This is a genomic window from Bradyrhizobium liaoningense, assembly GCF_018130785.1.
In the GTDB taxonomy this organism is placed as follows: domain Bacteria; phylum Pseudomonadota; class Alphaproteobacteria; order Rhizobiales; family Xanthobacteraceae; genus Bradyrhizobium; species Bradyrhizobium liaoningense_A.
The window spans coordinates 721,463-738,984 of record NZ_JAFCJT010000001.1; the positions used below are offsets into that span (position 1 = coordinate 721,463).

Here is a 17,522-nt window from a genome sequence, read left to right on the forward strand (position 1 = left end):
TCTCGTTACCATGCCTGCGCGAGACGGCCAACGGCCGGCTTCGCTGTCTCAACCGCCGCGTCCTTCCAGCCCGGACGACCCGTGCGCTGCCCGTGACGGCGCAGCTTGCGCAGGTCGCTCAGTCCCTCGATGTTGACGGCGGGACCAGAGCCGATGGTCTCGACCGGACGCGGCGTCAGCAGTGCGTCGAGCCGCGCCTGGCCGGAGAGCCCCAGCAAATAGAACGTCCCGCCGTCCTTCTTCGCCAGCCAGGTCTCGATGCTCTCCTTACCCTCGCCGTCGACCGCGATGTTGCGCACCATGCTGGCGCCAGTGAAGTCGTAGCAGCAGGTGTGGCCCGGCCCGTAATTGGTGACGGTGGCCGAGACGCCGTCGGTGTAGAACACCACATAGGCGTTGCTGACATTGGCGTTGCCGATCTGGCTCATCGTGAACACGCCGCCCGGCTGGTAAAGCTGGAGCGTCGGCCCGTTGGTCGGCGCCAGCGTCCGGTTGTTCAGGAACACCTGCTGGGTGGCGGTGGTGAGCACGAGCTGGCCCGGGACATAGCCGTTCAGGATCGTGACGGCGTGAGCGTCAGTCCAGAAGTTCGCGTCCACCACCCTGAACTGGTTGACGATGATGCTGTCCGGGTCGATCGAGATGTTGGCGGATTTCGCGACGCCGCCATTATAGCCGGTGATGTTCATGATCAGCGGGACCGCCGGGTTCGAACGGATCTGCTCGCCCCTGACGTTGATCGTATCTGCCGCGAGGTCGAGCTCCCTCACGACGCTGACCCAGTTGATCGTCAGGTCACCCGACGACGTCATCTTGACGATGTCGCCACTGATCCGGTCGAACGAGACCGATCCAGCCACATCGAAGCGCGTCGCGCCGTTGGCGGTGATCGATCCGCCGCGGAGCGAGCCCGTGTCGGACTTGACGTTGAGGTCGCCGGCATCACCCGGGATACCCGTCGTGGTGAGCTGGCTGAAGACGACGTCGTTGACGGCATGCAGGGTCTGCGTACCGCCGCTGATGGCGGTGCCAACGGTGATCCCTCCGGCCGTCGCGGTGACGTCGAGCGTGCCGCCCACGTTGAGGTTATCCCAATGAACGACGGTGCCGCTCAGGGCTGCGTTACCGGTTGTAGCCGTGAGGTTATGACCGGTGTTGGTCCCCGCCGCGATCAGCCTCGCCGAGCCATGGGCCGAGACCGAGCCCAGCGTCGGCACGCCGCCAGCCATCACCGTCTGCGCCAGGATGATGCCGTTGTCCGCGTTGACGTTGATGCTGCCGGCATCGCCGTTGATGCCCGTCGTCGTCAGCGCGTTGAACGTCACGTTGTCATGGGCGTGGATGGTCTGCGTGCCGCCGCTCTGCGCCGTCTGGAACGAGATGCTGCCCTGGCCTGATGTCACGCCCAGCGTCGTGCCGACATTGAGGACATTCCAGTTGACCGGGCCGCTCGCGGTCAGCAGGCCCGAGCCGGTCGTGGCGGCGAGCGTGTTGCCGGTGATGGTCGTGGCGGCAAGCAGCGTCGCCGAACCGTTGGCCGAGACCGAGCCCTGGCTCGTCACGCCGCCAGACGTCACCGTCTGCGCCAGGATGAAGCCATTGTCCGCGGTGACGTTGATGTTGCCGGCATCGCCGCTATTGCCGGTGGCCGCAAGCGACTTGAACGTCACGTTCTCGCTGGCATGGACCGTCTGCGAACCGCTGCTGTCGGCGGTGCCGATGACGATGCTGCCATTGTTCGTGACGGCGCGGAAAGACCCGCTCGCACCGGTCGCGGTGCCCGCCACCACCTGGTCGAGCGTCAGGCCGCCCGTGCCGATGATGTCCACGCTGCCCTTCACCGCCGACAACAGGCTTGCCTCGGTGTCGGTGAGCGCCTTGACGTAGATGTCGCCGGCACTCGCGCTCGCCGACAGCCGCACGGCGTTGAAGGCAATCCGGTTCGCCGCGCTGCCGATGCCGTTCGATCCGCTCAGCGACAGTTCGGCGCCCGCGCCGGAGGTGACGAACTTGGTCTGCCCGTCGCCATTGTCGATGATCGCGCCGAGCGAGGCGACGCCGCCGGCGGTGACGATGATCGACGGTGCGTTCGAGGCGGCCGCATAGGACAGCGACGAATTCAGCTGGCCGATCGTCGCATCGCCCGTGGTGGTCACCGAGATCAATCCGGCCGCGTTGATGGCCGAATAGGCGCCCATCGACAGCGTCGCGGCGACCAGGGTCACGCCGTTCGAGCTGCTGGTCGCAACCACCGGCGCCGCGCTGGTGCCGGCTGTGAAAGTCATGCCGCGGTTGGCGAGCAGCTGCATCAGGCCGCCGCTGGTGATGTCGGCATTGATGGTGAGCGCGCCGCGCGCAGCGTTCAGCGTCAGCGCACCGCCGGCCGTCAGCGTCCCGGAGGGGCCGCTGGTGCCGACCACGAGGTCGCCGGTGACGGCGAGGAGGCTGAGGTCCCCGACCGCCGAGCCGGTCACCGCGCCCGAGATGTTCACCTGGAGCGGCTGGAAGGTCGTCCCGTTGAAGCCGATGCTGCCGCCGGCGCGCAGATCGAGGTCGGCGCCCAGGATATGGATCGCCGAACGGTCGGTGAAGTCGGCTTCGGCGTAGATGCTGCCAGTCGCGGCGAACTGGATCGCATTGCCCGCTGCGATGTTGCCGAGGATGAGATCGCCGGTGGTCTGCTTCAGGTAGATGCCCTGCGCCGACGAGACCTGGTCGAGCTGGTCGTTACCCGGGTCAGTGAACGCGATCTGGAGCGCGTTCGAGCTGGAGCCCACATTGCCGTGCTCGGCGATCAGGGTCAGGTTGCCGATGTCGCCGGAGATCACGGCCCCGCTCGCATTTGCCGCGATACTGTTGACGGCGTCGAGCTTGACGTCGCCGCGGCCGGTCACCTGGATGCCATTGGCCTGCGCCGCCGTGATCGGGCCGTAATTGGCGGTGACGCCGCCGAGCGCGAGGCTGTTCTTGCTGCCGAGATAGACGTTCGTCAGCGCCTTGGCCGAGATCGCGATCGGGTTGTCGACGACAACGAGGTTCTGCTGCGACAGGCTGACCGTATAGGTCGTGACGTGGGTGGTCGGATCCGTGACCGCGCCGACGGTGAGCTGGCCGGGACCGGCGGTGGCGAGCAATCCCCTTTGCTCCGGCGTCAGCGACGAGGAATCGACGCTGGTGAAGGTGAAGGTCTGGGGCGCGGCCGAATTGCCGACCGAGCCGCGCGGCGCGTAGAGCATGATCTGGTTCGCGCTGACATTGGCCACGACATTCTCGTCGATCGGCGGCGGCGCCGCGCCGACGGCCGACGACGACACGGTGTAGGCGAGCTGGCTCTGCGTCCACTGCGAGCCCGCGGTGATGATGCTGTAGACCCGCTCGGTCGATGCGAGCGTGTAGCTGTAGCTCGCGTTGTAGGCGTCCAGCGCGGTCTGCAGCGCCGTGTTGCTCGGCATGCGCTGGTTCGCTGTCGGAACGCCGTCGAACAGCTTGGTGAACAGGGTCGTCGACAGCGAGCTGCCGAACAGCGTCCCCAGCGGATCTGAGGGTACGCTGCCGAGCAACGTCGTCAGCGAGGTCTTGAGCTCGTCGGTCGTGATCTTGCCGAGCAGGAACTGATCCCTCAGGAATCGCGTCGTCGCCTCGTTCTTCATCTGCGTCGTCGTGACATCGGCGGGATCAATGCCGAGCTTGGCGGCCACCTGCGCCCGCAGCACCGTCTGCCCCACCGACGTCGGGTTGTAGGTGCTGCCGTTCGGGAAGGCGATGTTCTTGAGCTGGAAGTAATCGTTGTAGGCCGACGTCACCATGGACTGGTAGCTGTTGACGGCGTTGGTGGCTGCGTTGCCGCTGAGCAGGTCGAGGCTCGTCCAGACGCTCTGGAGGTGATCGCTCTGCGCCTGGGTCAGGCCAACCGCCGCCCGGCCGTTCAGAATGCTGGCCTGATTACCGTCGGAGCCGGCCGCCTCAAGGAAAACCGGCCCGCCCGTCGACTGGATCGTGCCGAGGCGCAGATCGCCCTTGGACTGGATGATGTAGGTGCCGGTCGCCGAGGCGCTGTCGAGAACGCCGCCATCGACGGCGCCGCTCGCCTGAATCGTGCCCGTCGCCTGGATCACCAGAGGGTTGATGTTGGTCAGGGTGGAGGCGCCGTTGACGACGGCGCTCGTCGCGCCGATCGCACCGGAGGTGGAGTTGATCTCGATGTTCTTGCCGATCACGACGGGTGTCGCGACGTTGTAGGCGGAGGCCGAGTTGATGTCGCCCGTTGCAGACAGGAAGACGTTGCCCTGCGGCGTGGCGCCTGCCGAATTCACCTTGACCTGGTTGATCGACAGCGCGCCGATCGCGGAGATCGCGATGTCGCGGTCGATCGAGCTGGCGGTCAGGCTGCCGCCATAGAGCTGCACCTGGACGGGCGCCTTGGTGGTGCCGAGCGTGCCGATGCCGCCGTCACCCCGAAGCGTCACGCTCGTCCCAGAGATCACCGGGTTGTTGGCATTGGCGCCGACCGTAATGGACGAGTTGGCGCCGGTCGCGGCGAGCGTCGTCGCCCCCTGCTGGTTGTTGATCGACCCGTTGATGACGATGCCGGAGGTCGAATTGACCACGACGTCGCTGCTACTGCCGCCGATGAACTTGATGTTGATCGGGTTCGACGCCTTGACCGTGTTGGTCAGCGTGAGCGTCAGGTGATCATAGATCGCCTGGTACCAGTTGTACTGTGCATCCGCGCCGCAGCACGCGTTGGAATGGGTGTTGAGTCCAACGGGGCTCCCATCCGGGTTCACGCCTCCCGCCCAGTGATAGCTGCCTGTGGCGGTGGTGACTTTCTGATAGTTGCTGCTCTGCGTGCCGGAAACCAGGTTGGTCGAGCGGGTCCAGTTCTCGCCGGTGACCTGATTGGGCGTGAAGCTCCAGCCGTAGTCGAACTGCGTGCTGGTGGGTAGACGATCCAGCGTCGCGGTGTCGACCCATTGATAGAGCATGTTCTCCTGCGTCGCGTACTGGACGCCCGCCGTACCGGTCCTGGCCGTAAGCATCGACGGGTCGATCGCGGCCGCAGTGACACTGTTGGTCTCGTACCGCGACACCTGCTGGCTGCTTGCAGCCTTGGGATCGTAGACCCACCACGTCGTCTTCCCCTTGAGCTGGTCGACGATCTCGACCACGCTCTGGGCAGTGACGCTGGTATTGATGGTGTTGGTGACGAGCTGGAGCCCGCTGGTGTTGTTGACGGTGACCGTGCCGGCGCCGCCTTTGATCTCGATGTTGCCCTGGGTCTGGGTGCTGTCGGTCGAGGTCGAGATGATCTTGCCGTTGAGGTAGACGTAGCCGCCGGCGCCCTGCGCCACGCCATTCAGGATGAGCTGGTCGGTGAGAGCGTTGTACCTGACGCCGATCTTGGCGTCGCCGCTGGCCGACGCCGTCACGGAGCCCGAGATGTCGTAATAGACGCCGTTCCGCGCATTGGCCTGGGCCGCGGCAAAATCCGCTCCGCCGTTGCGGTTCTTGAGGCCGTTGCTGCCATAGATGGCATCGTACGCCGCGGCGCCGATGTTGACCGAGTAATTGCTGCTCGAGCCGGCCTGGATGGTTCCGTTGATGTTGATCACCGACGCCGAGATGATGACCGCCTGACCGCTGATGGTCCGGGTGGCTGTCGCGGTGGCCGGCGCATCTGCGGTCTTCGGCGTGATCGCATCCGGCTGGATGTTGATCACCTGGAAGAAGCCCGAGCTGTCGCAGTCTGACGCACAGTTGAACGGCGTCTTGTACGGACCGCTATCGGTGTAGACGTTGCGGCCGTCATAAGTCGTTTTCTTCCACTGCGCGAGCACGACATTGGTCGAGTCCTGCGACTGCCCCTCGATGATCTTGAGGGTCGGGACGTCAGGCACGCTGCCGGCATCGGGAGTGCTGGTGTTCCCAGGCGTACCCCTGCCCACCGGCAGGAAGATCGATGAATAGAGCGAGGTGCCGTCGTAATACGTCATCAGCATGCGCGCGGTGAAGATCGTGCTGGCGTCGGCGTTGCCGACGGGTTGATACACGCCGTGGCTGCCGTCGGTGCAGCAGTAATAGAAATAGGGGTGATCGGTTCCCGAAGCGATATGCGGAGCGGTATAGTAGTCGCCGTAGGCGCCGAGATAGGTCGCCGCCGTCATCACCGCGGTCAGCGTGTCTTCCGGCCTGTTTTCAGTGGTGGCCCATTGCGAGGTGACCGCGCTGCCGCTGTCGTAGAAGCTCCCGATACCGCCGAGGAAGGTGAAGGTGCCTTTGGGCACCACGATCTGGACGGTCGCGGCACTGAGCGACTGCGATGCGACGACGCTGCCGAGATTGTTGATGATCTTGAGCAGGCCGTTGGCGTTGTTGACGGCGCCATTGAAATAGATGTCGGGCGTGCGGGTCAGCACGTTGCCGTTCTGGTCAATGCCCTGGCCGCTGTCGGGATCCAGGCGGTTGTAGGTGGCGGAGACGTCGATGACCGGCGTCGCGCTCGGCATCGCGGTGAAGGTCACATTGGAATGCGAATCCGGGTCGACGTGGTCGATCTGGCGGTAGGTGATGTTTCCTCCGGTCACGTCGGTGACCGTGAGATTGCCCAGGCTCATGAAGTCGAGGCCCTTGTTCTCGATCTTGATCAGCGGCGAGCTGCGCGCGATGACCGCGGGCGCGGCCGGGTTCGTACCGCTGTTGCCGGTGAGCTTCTGCGCCAGGATCGAGACGTTGCCGGCGGACACCAGGATGTCGCCGAACGCGAAGGCGTTGCCGGGCGCGTCGGAGGTGAACGGCGCCTGCTTGATCAACGTATCGATCTGGCGCTGGATGTCGCCGGTCGCATCGGTGCCGGACGGCGACATCGTGGCGGGCGCCGTCGGCGTCGCCGCCGCAAGCTGGGAGCGGACCTGCGCCTCGGTCAGGCCGGTCAGCGTCGCCAGCTGGTTGACCACCAGCTGATAGGGATTGAAGTTGCCGACGACGGCATACTGGACCGTCTGGTGGTTCCAGCTCATCACCGGGCTGAAATGATTGACGTCGGAGACGTATTCGAGGACCGACGACGAGCCGTTCGTCAGCGAAGAGTACGGACTGGTAGTGCTCAACGTCGGCGCGGTCGCACCGAGTTCGATCGTGATGGTCAAGTCGTTATTGACGCCTGCCACCACCAGGCCATTGAGCGCGACATCGCCGGTTCCGCTGGTGTGGCTGTGATTGTCGCTGTTCTTGGCGCTGAAGATGTCCAGATACGGATTGTAGTTGCTGCCGTTGCCGGCCGCCGTGACCTGCCCCTGCGTTGCGCCGAGGTAAATGTCCCGCGCGCCGAGCACGCTCGAGGTTGGGGCCAGCGTCAGGCTCGTGGTGTCGTCGGCATTGGCCGTGCCGCGGTAGAGCGTGGAGATCGGAATGGCGGTGTTGTTGTAGACGACCGTCGTCGCCGTCGCCTGCACGCTGCTGAAGACGGTGCCGTCGCCGGCGAGGCCCGCATAGATGGTGATGTCGCGCCAAGCTGCGATCTTCGCGTTGTCGCCGACATTGACGGACTGGTTGGCGTGGACCCAGCTGTTGGTGCTGGCGCCGACGCCCGCGATCGCGCCGTAGAGGCTGGCATTGGCGTTGTTCGCCGCCGCCATCTTCGCCGCCGTGCCGATATAGATCTTGCCCACGCTGAACAGCTCGCGGGCATTGATGTTGACCGCGAGCGTGGCGTTCGCCGTCATGTTGGATTCGGCGCCGCCGCCGGCGAAGAAGCTGGCCGTGGCAAGGCTCGCCGTGTCGTTGGTGTTCAGCGTGTTGTAGGCCTCGATATTGATGAACGCCGCCGACGTCTGCGGATCGCCGTTGAGGCTCAGCACCGTGCCGGCGCCGATATTGGTGTTGACGTGCTGGGTGACGGTCGAGGTGCTGAGTGCCGCAGCGCCCGAGAACGAACCGCCGGAGCCCGAACGTGCGCCGCCACCGCCCTGGTTGACGATGTCGTTGGCGATGACGACCATGTTGCCGCCCGCCGAATTGATGATCAGGTGCGTTCCGATCTCGGCAGTGGTGGTGGAGTCGACGTCGTTCTGCGCCTTGCCGGCCGAGACGCCGGCCGTGGACGCCTGATAGGCGTCGCCGCTCGCGGCATAGTTCGTGGTGTGGATGGCATTGATGCGGAGGCCGCCGAAATAGAGCGTGTCATCCGCCGTGCCGCCGTCGAACCGCGCGTTGGTCACGGCGGTCGAGCTGGTCGTGGCGACCGCTGCGGCGCCGGCATAGGTGCCGCCCGCGCCGACCGTCGCGTTGGAGACGTTGGTATCCGCGCCGGTGGCCGTGATCCGGAGGATGCCGGTGTAATTCTCGTGATTGAGATTATCCATGTCCGCCGGCGCACCCAGATAGGCATAGGTGTGGGCGCTCGACGACGTCTGCGCCACGGTGGCGCCGAGCGCCAGGAACCCGGTCGAAAGGCCCGTCCCCTCGGCATATTGGGCGCTGTCGTTCTCGGCCGCGATGGTCACGTTGGCGTTGGGCAGCACGATGCCCGTCCCGCCATAGGCATTCACCGTCGCGTTCTCGGACGCCACGGCCAGGCTGCCCTGCGCACCGATCAGCGAGCCGCCGCCGCCGGCGAGCGCCTTGGCCCAGGTCGTCGTGCCGCTGGTCGGAACCAGCGCCATGGCGGTCACCGCGAGCGCACCGCCCGAGAAGCTGACATTGTCGCCGACATCGGCCGTCACCGTGGCGCCGACCGTGGACTTGGCAATGGCGACACCGACGGCGGCGCCGCCGACCGAAACGCCGATCGCCTCGCTCGAAAGGTTGGGCGTGATCGACGCCGACACCAGCGTGCCGACGCCGGTCGCGGACGTCGTGATCGAGGCACTGCTGCCGATCTCCGCCAGCACGGACGAGTTCTCGTGGGCCTCGGCATCCGCACCGACGCCGGCGACGATGCCGCCGCCGAGTGCGGTGGCCGTCGTCGTCAGCGTGCCGGCGCCGCTTGCGCCAACTGCCAGAGTCGCGACGTTGACGGTGGAGCCGTTCAGAACCCGTGCTGCGACCGAACTCGTTCGGCTTGCCGTTGCGACCGACGCGCCGACGGCCACGGCACCGCCGGTAACGCCGCCGGTGAAGACCACCTGGGTCGTCGAATCCTGCGCCATGACGGCGGCGCCATTGCCGGTGCCGCTCGCGCCGGTGATCTGGCCGCCGAGCAGCGCCACCACGGAGTTGCTGACATTGCCGACCGCCACCGCCGCCTGCGCGCCGAAGTAAAGCGCCGCACCGCCGGCGATCGCCTCGGTGTCGATGGTCTTGCCGGCATAGGGTCCGGTGGCCGCGTCCTTGACGACCGCCGCAACGGTGACGACAGGTGCCGTGACGGCCAAGCGCGTATCCGCGGCGACCAGCACGCCGGAGCCGTCGCGTCCGTAGTCACTCAGATTGGCGAGGACGGTGCTGTTGACGCTGGTGTAGCCGATGCCGGCCCCGATGCCGACGTTCTTGGCGAAGCCGGCGCCGAGAAGATACATCTTGGCCGCATTGGCGCTGGTGGCAGAGACATTGACCTGCGTGCCGATGACGTTGCCGCCCGCGATCTGCGCGACGACGGCGTCGTTACCGCCGGAGAGCACGTTGCTGACGTCGTAGGTCGAGCTGACGTTGGCACTGTTCGGATTGCCGGCGGTGCCGCTCGCGACCGCGCCGCTGCCATGCGAATTGTTGGTGCCGCTGTTCACGGACGCGATGGTGCCGTTGTTGCCCTGATTGAGCTGGCCGGTCTGCTGGCCCTGGGTGTCGGCATCGGCGGTGTTGGTGCCGATGATGATGACGCCGACGGTTGCACCGATGCCGACGCTGCCGCCGATGCCGGCGGTGACCGCGTAGGACAGCACCTCCTTGGTGCTGAGCGCGTTGACGTTGATCGCGCCGGACGAGTTCAGATTGCTGTTCCAGCTCTCCGCAACGGTCCGGCTCTTGAACACGATGACGTTGGCGGCCGCGCCGACGCCGACGCCTGCACCGCTTGCCCCGACCGCGAGCGCGCCCGCGATCTCCTTGATCGCCACGTCCTCGTTGGCGTTGATGGTGACCGCACCGGCCGCACCGCCCGTCACCGATTGCAGCGTGGTGTCGTAGACGCCGGCGATGGTGGTGTTGTTGGCAATCTCGATGTTCGCCATGCCGGCGATCGCCGCCGTGCCGGTCGAGAGCGCACCGCCGATCGCATAGGCCTCGAAGCGGTTCTTGGTCTTGGCCTCGACGTCGAGCGCGCCGCTCAGATTGAGCGCGGTCGTGTGCGCCGCGCCGTTGCCCTGATAGTGGAATTCGTCGCCGACATAGGCCTCGGTCCGGTTCGAGGAGACCTGGACCAGGAACGCCGCGCCGATCGCGGCCTGGCTGCCATAGGCGCCCGAGCCGTTCGCGGAGAAGATGCCCGTGTTGTTGTTGGCGTTCACCGTCAGTGACGCAGCCGTCAGCGCGCCGCCGTCGACATAGGCTTCCGTCGTCGCCTGGAACACGTTCAGTCCGACCGAGCCGGTGTTGAAGCCGATCGCGATCGAGGACGCATCCTGCTCGGCATTGGCCTTCACCGTGACGGCGCCGACCGTCGCGCTCGACGACTGCACGCCGCCGACCGTGGCATTGGTGATGTAGGCGAACGTGCCGCGCTGCATCGTGGTGCTGATGATGGTGGCGCCGCCGCCGCCATTGCCGGTCGGGGCCACGATGCCGGCACCGAATGCGCCGGAATAGGAGAAGCTCGACGCCGCGACCTCGATCTGCGGCGCCAGCGTCGAAGAGGTCAGCCGCGTGTCGATGGAAGCGCTGTCGATATAGGCCCGGGTCTGCCCGCTCATTACATTGGTGATCGGGTTGATCATGATGGAGATGCCGCTGCTCGCGGCGACCGAGGCGACGTTGGTCACGACCGCCTGGTGCGAGCTCGCGACCACGGCAAGGCCACGCACCGTGTCCTGGGTCTCGGTGAGGTCGGGCGTGGTGTCGGTCGGCGCATGCGCGGTGCCGAGATCGAAGGCATGCGCGAGCGTGCCGCTGTTGACCGACAGCGTATCGGTGCTGCTGGTCCCGAGCGCATCGACCTTGGTGTTCGCTCCGCTGATATAGGCCGCGGTGGTTCCCGTGATCTGGTTGGTGACCAGCGAGCCCGCGCCGCCGGCCGCCCCCTTGCTGATCGACACGGCGCCGGCGAACACGGCCGCCTTGTCGTTGTTGCCGGCAGTCACGCCGACATTGTTGGTGGCGGTGACGTCGGCGCCGTTGATGCCGTTGGTGCCGGCGGCGGTGATGCTCGCCGTGACGTTGGTCCCCATCAGATTGGTGGCGACCGAACCGGCCAGCCCGACCTGCGAGGACATCGCGATACCGACGGCAACCGTCGAGATGCTGGCGTTCGAGTTCGCACCGACCGCGACATTGCCAGATGCGGTCAGCTTGGAGCCGGTGACGCCGGCGCTGACATTGTTGGCGATGCTGCTGTAGACGAGCGCCAGGCCCGCGGCGCTGCCCTGCGTCGAGGCACCCGCGATGGCGGCGGTTCCGGTGATGCTGGAATTGTCGGTCGCGTTGACGGAAATGTTCTTCGCCGTGACGGATGATTGCGTCGCGCTGGACAAATTGTTGCCGATCGCCGCCGAAACCGTGTTGGCGATCGAGCTGATCGTGGTGCCGCCGACGCCCGCAAACTGTCCGGTCGCAAGACCGAAGCCGATCGTGACCGCCTGGATCTTGGAGGAATCGACCGCGCTCACGCTGACATTGCCGTTGCTGCCGGCCGTCATCAGGACGTTGGCGATATAGGCCGAGTGCGTCGTCGCGATCGTGTTGTAGACGATCGAAGCACCGACATTGTTCTTGCCGGCCTGGATCAGGCCCGCAACGGAGACGATGCTGGCGCCCGGACCGTTGCCCGTGCCATCGTTGAGCGCAGCCGCGCTGAAGTCGATGCAGTTCTGCCCGCCGGTGCCGCCGGCGACCGTGCAGGTGTCGGTGGCGAGATGATTGTTGTTCGACTTCTTGACGAGATTGCCGAGCGCCGTGTCGAGCGCCGACACCGCGCCGCTGTCCGCCAGCACCGTCACGCGGCCGACGTTGATGTTCACCGTCGCACCGCTGTTGATATAGGCCGTCGTGGTCGGCGTGATCTCGCTGACGACGATCGCGCCGGCAAGTCCGTTGGCACTGGCCCCGCCCCCGCCTGAGGCCGCACCGGCCGCAATCACGCTGGCGCTGTCAGCCATCACCAGCAGGCTGTCGTAGTTCGAGATCGCTGTGCTGCGGATATGCGCGTCGGTCGCGTTTCCGCCGGTGGGATCGGCGATCGACGCATAGGTTAACCCGATGCCGACGCCGGCCTGGCCACCCGATATATAGAGCGAGCCGCCACCGATCGCGATGTTCGTGGTCTGGTAGGCGTCGACCTCGAGCGCGCGGTTGACGCCGCTCGCCTGCCCCGTGATCGTCGAGCTCTCGATATAGGCGTTGGCGCTGTCGGTGATGATGCCGACCGAGGCCGACAGCGACGCCGCATTGGATTTCGATCCCGCCACGCCGATGGCAACGACGGTCTCCGAGCCGCCATTGAGCGCCTGCACCGTCACCGAACTCTGGTTGTTCATGGTGGTACCGTAGATATAGGCGAGCGTCGCATTGTCAGACATCGCCGCCGCGATCGCGCCGCCGATCGCCGCCCCCGTGGCGGACCCTCCGGCCAGATTGAGCGCCGCCGAGCCCGAACCATTGTTGAGCATGGTGTCGTTGAGCGCCTGAACGATCGTGTTGGTCAGCACGGCGCCGGTCGTGGTGTACTTGTTGACCGTCGTGTTCCTGATATAGGCGCTGGTGCCGAGCGAGACGTCGCTCACCGACGAGCTTCCGGCGAGATCGAGGCTGAAGCCGCTCGTGCTCGATCCCGAGGTCGAACCAATCTTGCCCGCCGCCGTCGTCACGCCGGCGGTGCCTCCGGTCGAGGCGGCGCCGGCAGCGCCTGCCTTGTCGGAGAAACTCGACGACGCCGGATCGGAGACGGCTGCCGCGACGGCGGCCGCGGTGATGCGCCCCGAAGTGGTCGCGCTGAGCGTGAGGTTGTCGACATTGACCGCCCCGCTTCCGCCGCTGGTGCCGGCGAACGGATCGTTGGCGCTGAACACGCCGGGCCGGATGTCGGAATGGTTGTCGCCGATATAGGCGGAGGTGTCGGTATTTGCGCCGAGATAGGCGACCGACAAGCCGACCGCCGAACCGCCGCTCCCGTTATAGCTCATCGCGCCGGACAGCGTCACGACCGACAGGTCCTGCTGCGCCAGGATGCCGACGGTCGGGGCATAGACGGTGGCCTGGCTCGAGATCGACGCGTGCGTCGTGTTGTTCAGGAAACCGAGCGAAGTGATGCCGTTCAGCGCCAGCGTGCCGGCAGCCTTGCCGGACGACGGTGCGACAGCGACGAACTGGTCGGAAGTGATCGCGTTGACGGCGATGTCGTCCGCCGCACGCAGCGTCGCACGGTCCGAAACGCCGGCGATGGTATTGGTGTTGAACTGGACGAGATTGAGCGCGCCGCCGACGGAGGAGCCGCCCGAGGTGTTGCCGAACAGGAAGCCGAGCGTGCCGACATTGCCGGCGGCGTCGATCGACGCCGTGGTCGTGGTGGCCGCGATCTGGAGGCTGGCGTTGTAGGTATGGACGTCGCCATTGTCCATCCCGACCGACCAGCCGGTGCCACTGCCGCAGGCCGCGGTCGCGCAGGTCGCCGTCAGGCTCGCGCTGCCGGCCACCCACGCCGTCGTGTTGTTGTTCACGACGAAATGGTTCAGCGAACCGGCGATGCCGATCGTGTCGCCGGCGTCCGCGGTGGCATTGGCGTAGCTGGTCAGGATGTTGCCGCCGACGCCGAGATTGCCGTTGAGGTGGCTCAGCACCGCGCCCAAACCATCCCACTTCAGCCAGGTGATGGTGATCGGCAATTCGGTGGTGGCATCAACGGCGATATTCGCCGCGTTGACCAGGGTTCCGCCGCCGATATAGGCGTTCGAATTGTGGGTGAAATTGCCCCAGGCGACGGCCGCGCTGATCGCGGTGCTCTCGCCGGACACCGGGTCCTTCGTGATCGCGCTGGACGTCGCATTGCTGCGAACGCCGCGATCGATGACGTTGCTGGCGACGGCGACGTTGCCGCTGGCATAGATGCTCGGCGCGCCGCCGCTCGGATTCTGCGCGATCGCAGCGGTTGCGCTCTGGGTGCTGTTGGCCAGCGAGAGCGCGCCTGCGACTTTGAAATCGAAGCTCAACGGCATCAGCGAGCCCATATGGTCCCTGATGATCGACGTCGGCGCGGTGACGGCACGCAGTCCTCTTTCGATTGCCGCGATCAGTGCCGGGAGGCCGGCGATGGACGAAGCCATCGTGGAATTGAGCGTGGTATCGGACGTCGCTTCGACCAGAACGGAGCCGTTCATCCGGTTGGCGGTATCGGTTCCGAGCGATGCGCCGAGCGTTGCGGTCGCGGATGTCGTGATGTCGCTGATGGCGAACGCGCCGCCGACAGCACCGCTCGCCCCCGTTCCGGGCGCCGCAACCGACGTTGCGCTGGTCGAGAACGAGTTGTTGTTGATCGCGCGCACCTTCAGGGTGCTGCCGCTCGTGTTCACCGTACCGGCAGCAATATGCGCGCCGGTCGCGACGTTGGCGGTCGTCGTCACCGATCCCGTGGAATAGGCCACCGTCGGGACAATCTGCGCGCTCGTCGACGCCGCGAGGGCCGAGATGGCGATGGTCGCATCGTTGAGCGCCTTGATCTCGAGGTTGCCGCCGGCGTTGACCGTCGCGCCCGAGGCCACGTTGGTCGTGGCAGTGCCGTCGATCTTGCCGACGACCACACCGGCCGCGACCGGCGTGAGGCTGCCGAGCAAGGTGGAGGCGACCGCCGGATCCGACGCGGTCTCCGTGGCATGCGCGGAAATGGTGACATCGCCGCGGCCGTTGATGTCGGCATGGCTGTTGATGTTGATGGTCGCGGTGGCGCTTGCCGCGACATAGCCGCCATTGAGCCCGAGCAGCGAGGCGGCAAGCGTCGAGCCGACAAGCGCGAAATCACCGGCCACCGAACCGTTCAGGAAACTCGACACGGCCGTCGAGGTCGCACTGATCGAGATGATGCCGCCGGTGATCTTGCCGTCGACCGTGATCGACGTCGCGGCGGTGGCCTGGCCGGACAGCTTGATGTCGCTCGCCGTTGCCCTCAGCGTCACGTTGCCGTCGGCGTAGGTGGTCCCGCCGAAGTTGACCGACTGGGCCAGGATCTGCGCGCCATTCATGATCTCGATGTTCGGCGCGTCGATGATGACGTTGTTGGCGTTGCCGGTCGAATGGCCGGAGCCATCGAGACGGCGGGCATCGATCATCGCATGCGCGGCGAGCGTGATGGAATGATCGGCCTGGATGAGGTAGTCGGCACCGGCGCTGAGCCCGGCGAGCGCATTCACGATGGAGCTGTTCGACAGCGTCACGCCGGTGTCGCCCTGAGCGGCATCACCCACGACCACGTCGGTCGGGTCGATCAGCAGCGTGCCGGCCTTGCCGTTGTCCGCACTGAGATCGACCTTGATGCCTTTCCCAATGTCGATGATCCCGTGCGCGCTGAAGTCGACGAGACCGGCATTGCCCGTCTTCGCGCTGGCATCGAACCTGGCGCCGCCCGCGACGGTCAGGTTCTGCGCCGCCTTCAGGCGGATCTCTCCGGCATTGCCGTTTGCGCTTGCGATGTTGAGATTGGCCTTCTTGCCGACATCGATGCTGTTGCCGGCCTGAACCGTGATGTTGCTCGGCGTCGCGCTCTTGCTCTGCGCGGTCAGGCGCCCGTTGATCCTGGCATTGTTGACGGCGCCGATATGGATCGAGCCGTTGCTCACGGTGATCGCGCTGGCGCTGCGCAGGCCCTTCGAGTTGACGGAGGCTGCGAATTTCGCGGCGTGATCGAGATTGGCGATGTCGCGCTGGCTGGCGCCGCCGACATAGACGTTCTGCCCGGTCAGGCGCACGCCGTCCTGGGCATTGACCCGGCCGTAGATGCGGATGTTGCCGTCAGGCGAGACCGGGAACGAGCCGGCCATCAGATTGCCGACCGCCGATTGGTTGATCTGCCCACCCGCGCCGATCAGGCTGTCGGTGAATTCGCGCGTCGGCGTCGAGACGTTAAGGCTGCCGACGTTCACGGTGCCGGAACGGCCGACCACGAACCCCTTGGGATCGGCGAAATAGACGTTACCGCCGATCGCACCATTCATGTAGGAGTTCAGCGTGCCGTTGACGTAGACCGGGGCGTCGCGAACGATGTTGACGAGGTTCTTCGTGCCTGTCGGCAGTTGCAGATTGACGGTGTTGCCCTGCCCGACGCTGAACTGCGAGAACGAGTTGAAGGCGTTGTTGCCCGAGACCGTCGACGTCGTGACGTTGGTGACGCTGCCGGAGGTCTGAAGGCTAGTGCCGGTGCGGCCGTCCGGCGTGATCACGTTCGCCGTCTGCGCCTGAACGCGGACGCTGAACACCGGCAGGAAGACCATCTGCATCGCGCAGAGCAACGACATCGAACGGAAGCGCGCCAGCCCCCGCAGCGTCAGCCCGTCATCGTCTCGCGTCGCAGATGGTCGGCGCATTTCAGATCCTCGTCATCGGCATTGGCGCCGATCCACAACCGGGTGGGGGAATGTCGTGGAAGCCTCCGGCATCAGAACTGGCCGGGCGGCAGCTTGAAGATGTCGGGGCTCTTGGCGTCGGCCACGTAGAACAGCAGCAGGCTGGTGGGCGTCAGCACACGCTGGTTGTTCTCCTTGTTCTCGAACGTGCCCTGCAGCAGCAGGATCACCGAGCGATCCTTGGCATCGCTGCCACGGAACATCACGATGCCGCCGGCCACGGGCATGTTGACCGCGATGGAGTCGGGCTTGAAGCCTTCGCCCATGAAATGCGCGCGCAGGATGTTGGCGTTGGAGAACAGCTTCTCCGGCGTCATCGCCGTGTCGGTCCCCTTGGACCAGACGGCGCCGATCTGGATCAGCGACTTGGACTTGTAACCGAACACATAAGAGAGCTCGGCGGTCCCACCGTTCGGCAGCAGCTCGGGAACGGACAGCAGCAGGCTGTGCGTCAATTCGGACGCGTTGTCCTGGGCCCTGATCGCGTCGGGCTTGGTGCTGAAGTCCCTGGTCATCGCGGCGCGGACGTCGGCTTCGTTCATGCCGAATTTGGCGGAGCGGAAACCGTCGATCGCCTTGATCGCCTTGTCGTCCGCGGCTGGCGTCTCGGCGGCCGCCGTCGACGTCGCGCCTGCGGCGGCAGCGGGCGCCGCACCGGTAGCAGCGGCTCTGGGTGCCGGCGCAGCCTTCTGCTTCGGCACCGCTCCCTGAGCCGCGAGCGGCCCGGCTGCAACAGAGGTAAGCAGGCCCACGAGGGCCGGAAGAAGATAGATTTTGCGCATCGAAAACCTTCGAAACAAGCCTGAAACAACGCTTCAAAAATCAGCA

The 17,522-nt window shown here is 65.9% G+C and carries 2 protein-coding genes; both read right to left on the reverse strand.

The annotated features are described in order from the left end of the window. Positions 1–5: 5 nt before the first annotated feature. Positions 6–16,655, reverse strand: a complete 16,650-nt coding sequence (locus tag JQ627_RS03200; RefSeq protein ID WP_212482690.1) for a leukotoxin LktA family filamentous adhesin — start codon at positions 16,653–16,655, stop codon at positions 6–8. A 71-nt stretch (positions 16,656–16,726) separates the two neighbouring features. Further along, the gene (locus JQ627_RS03205) at positions 16,727–17,476 is read right to left on the reverse strand and encodes a hypothetical protein (protein WP_212482691.1); all 750 of its coding nucleotides are present in this window, start codon (positions 17,474–17,476) and stop codon (positions 16,727–16,729) included. Positions 17,477–17,522 lie beyond the last annotated feature (46 nt).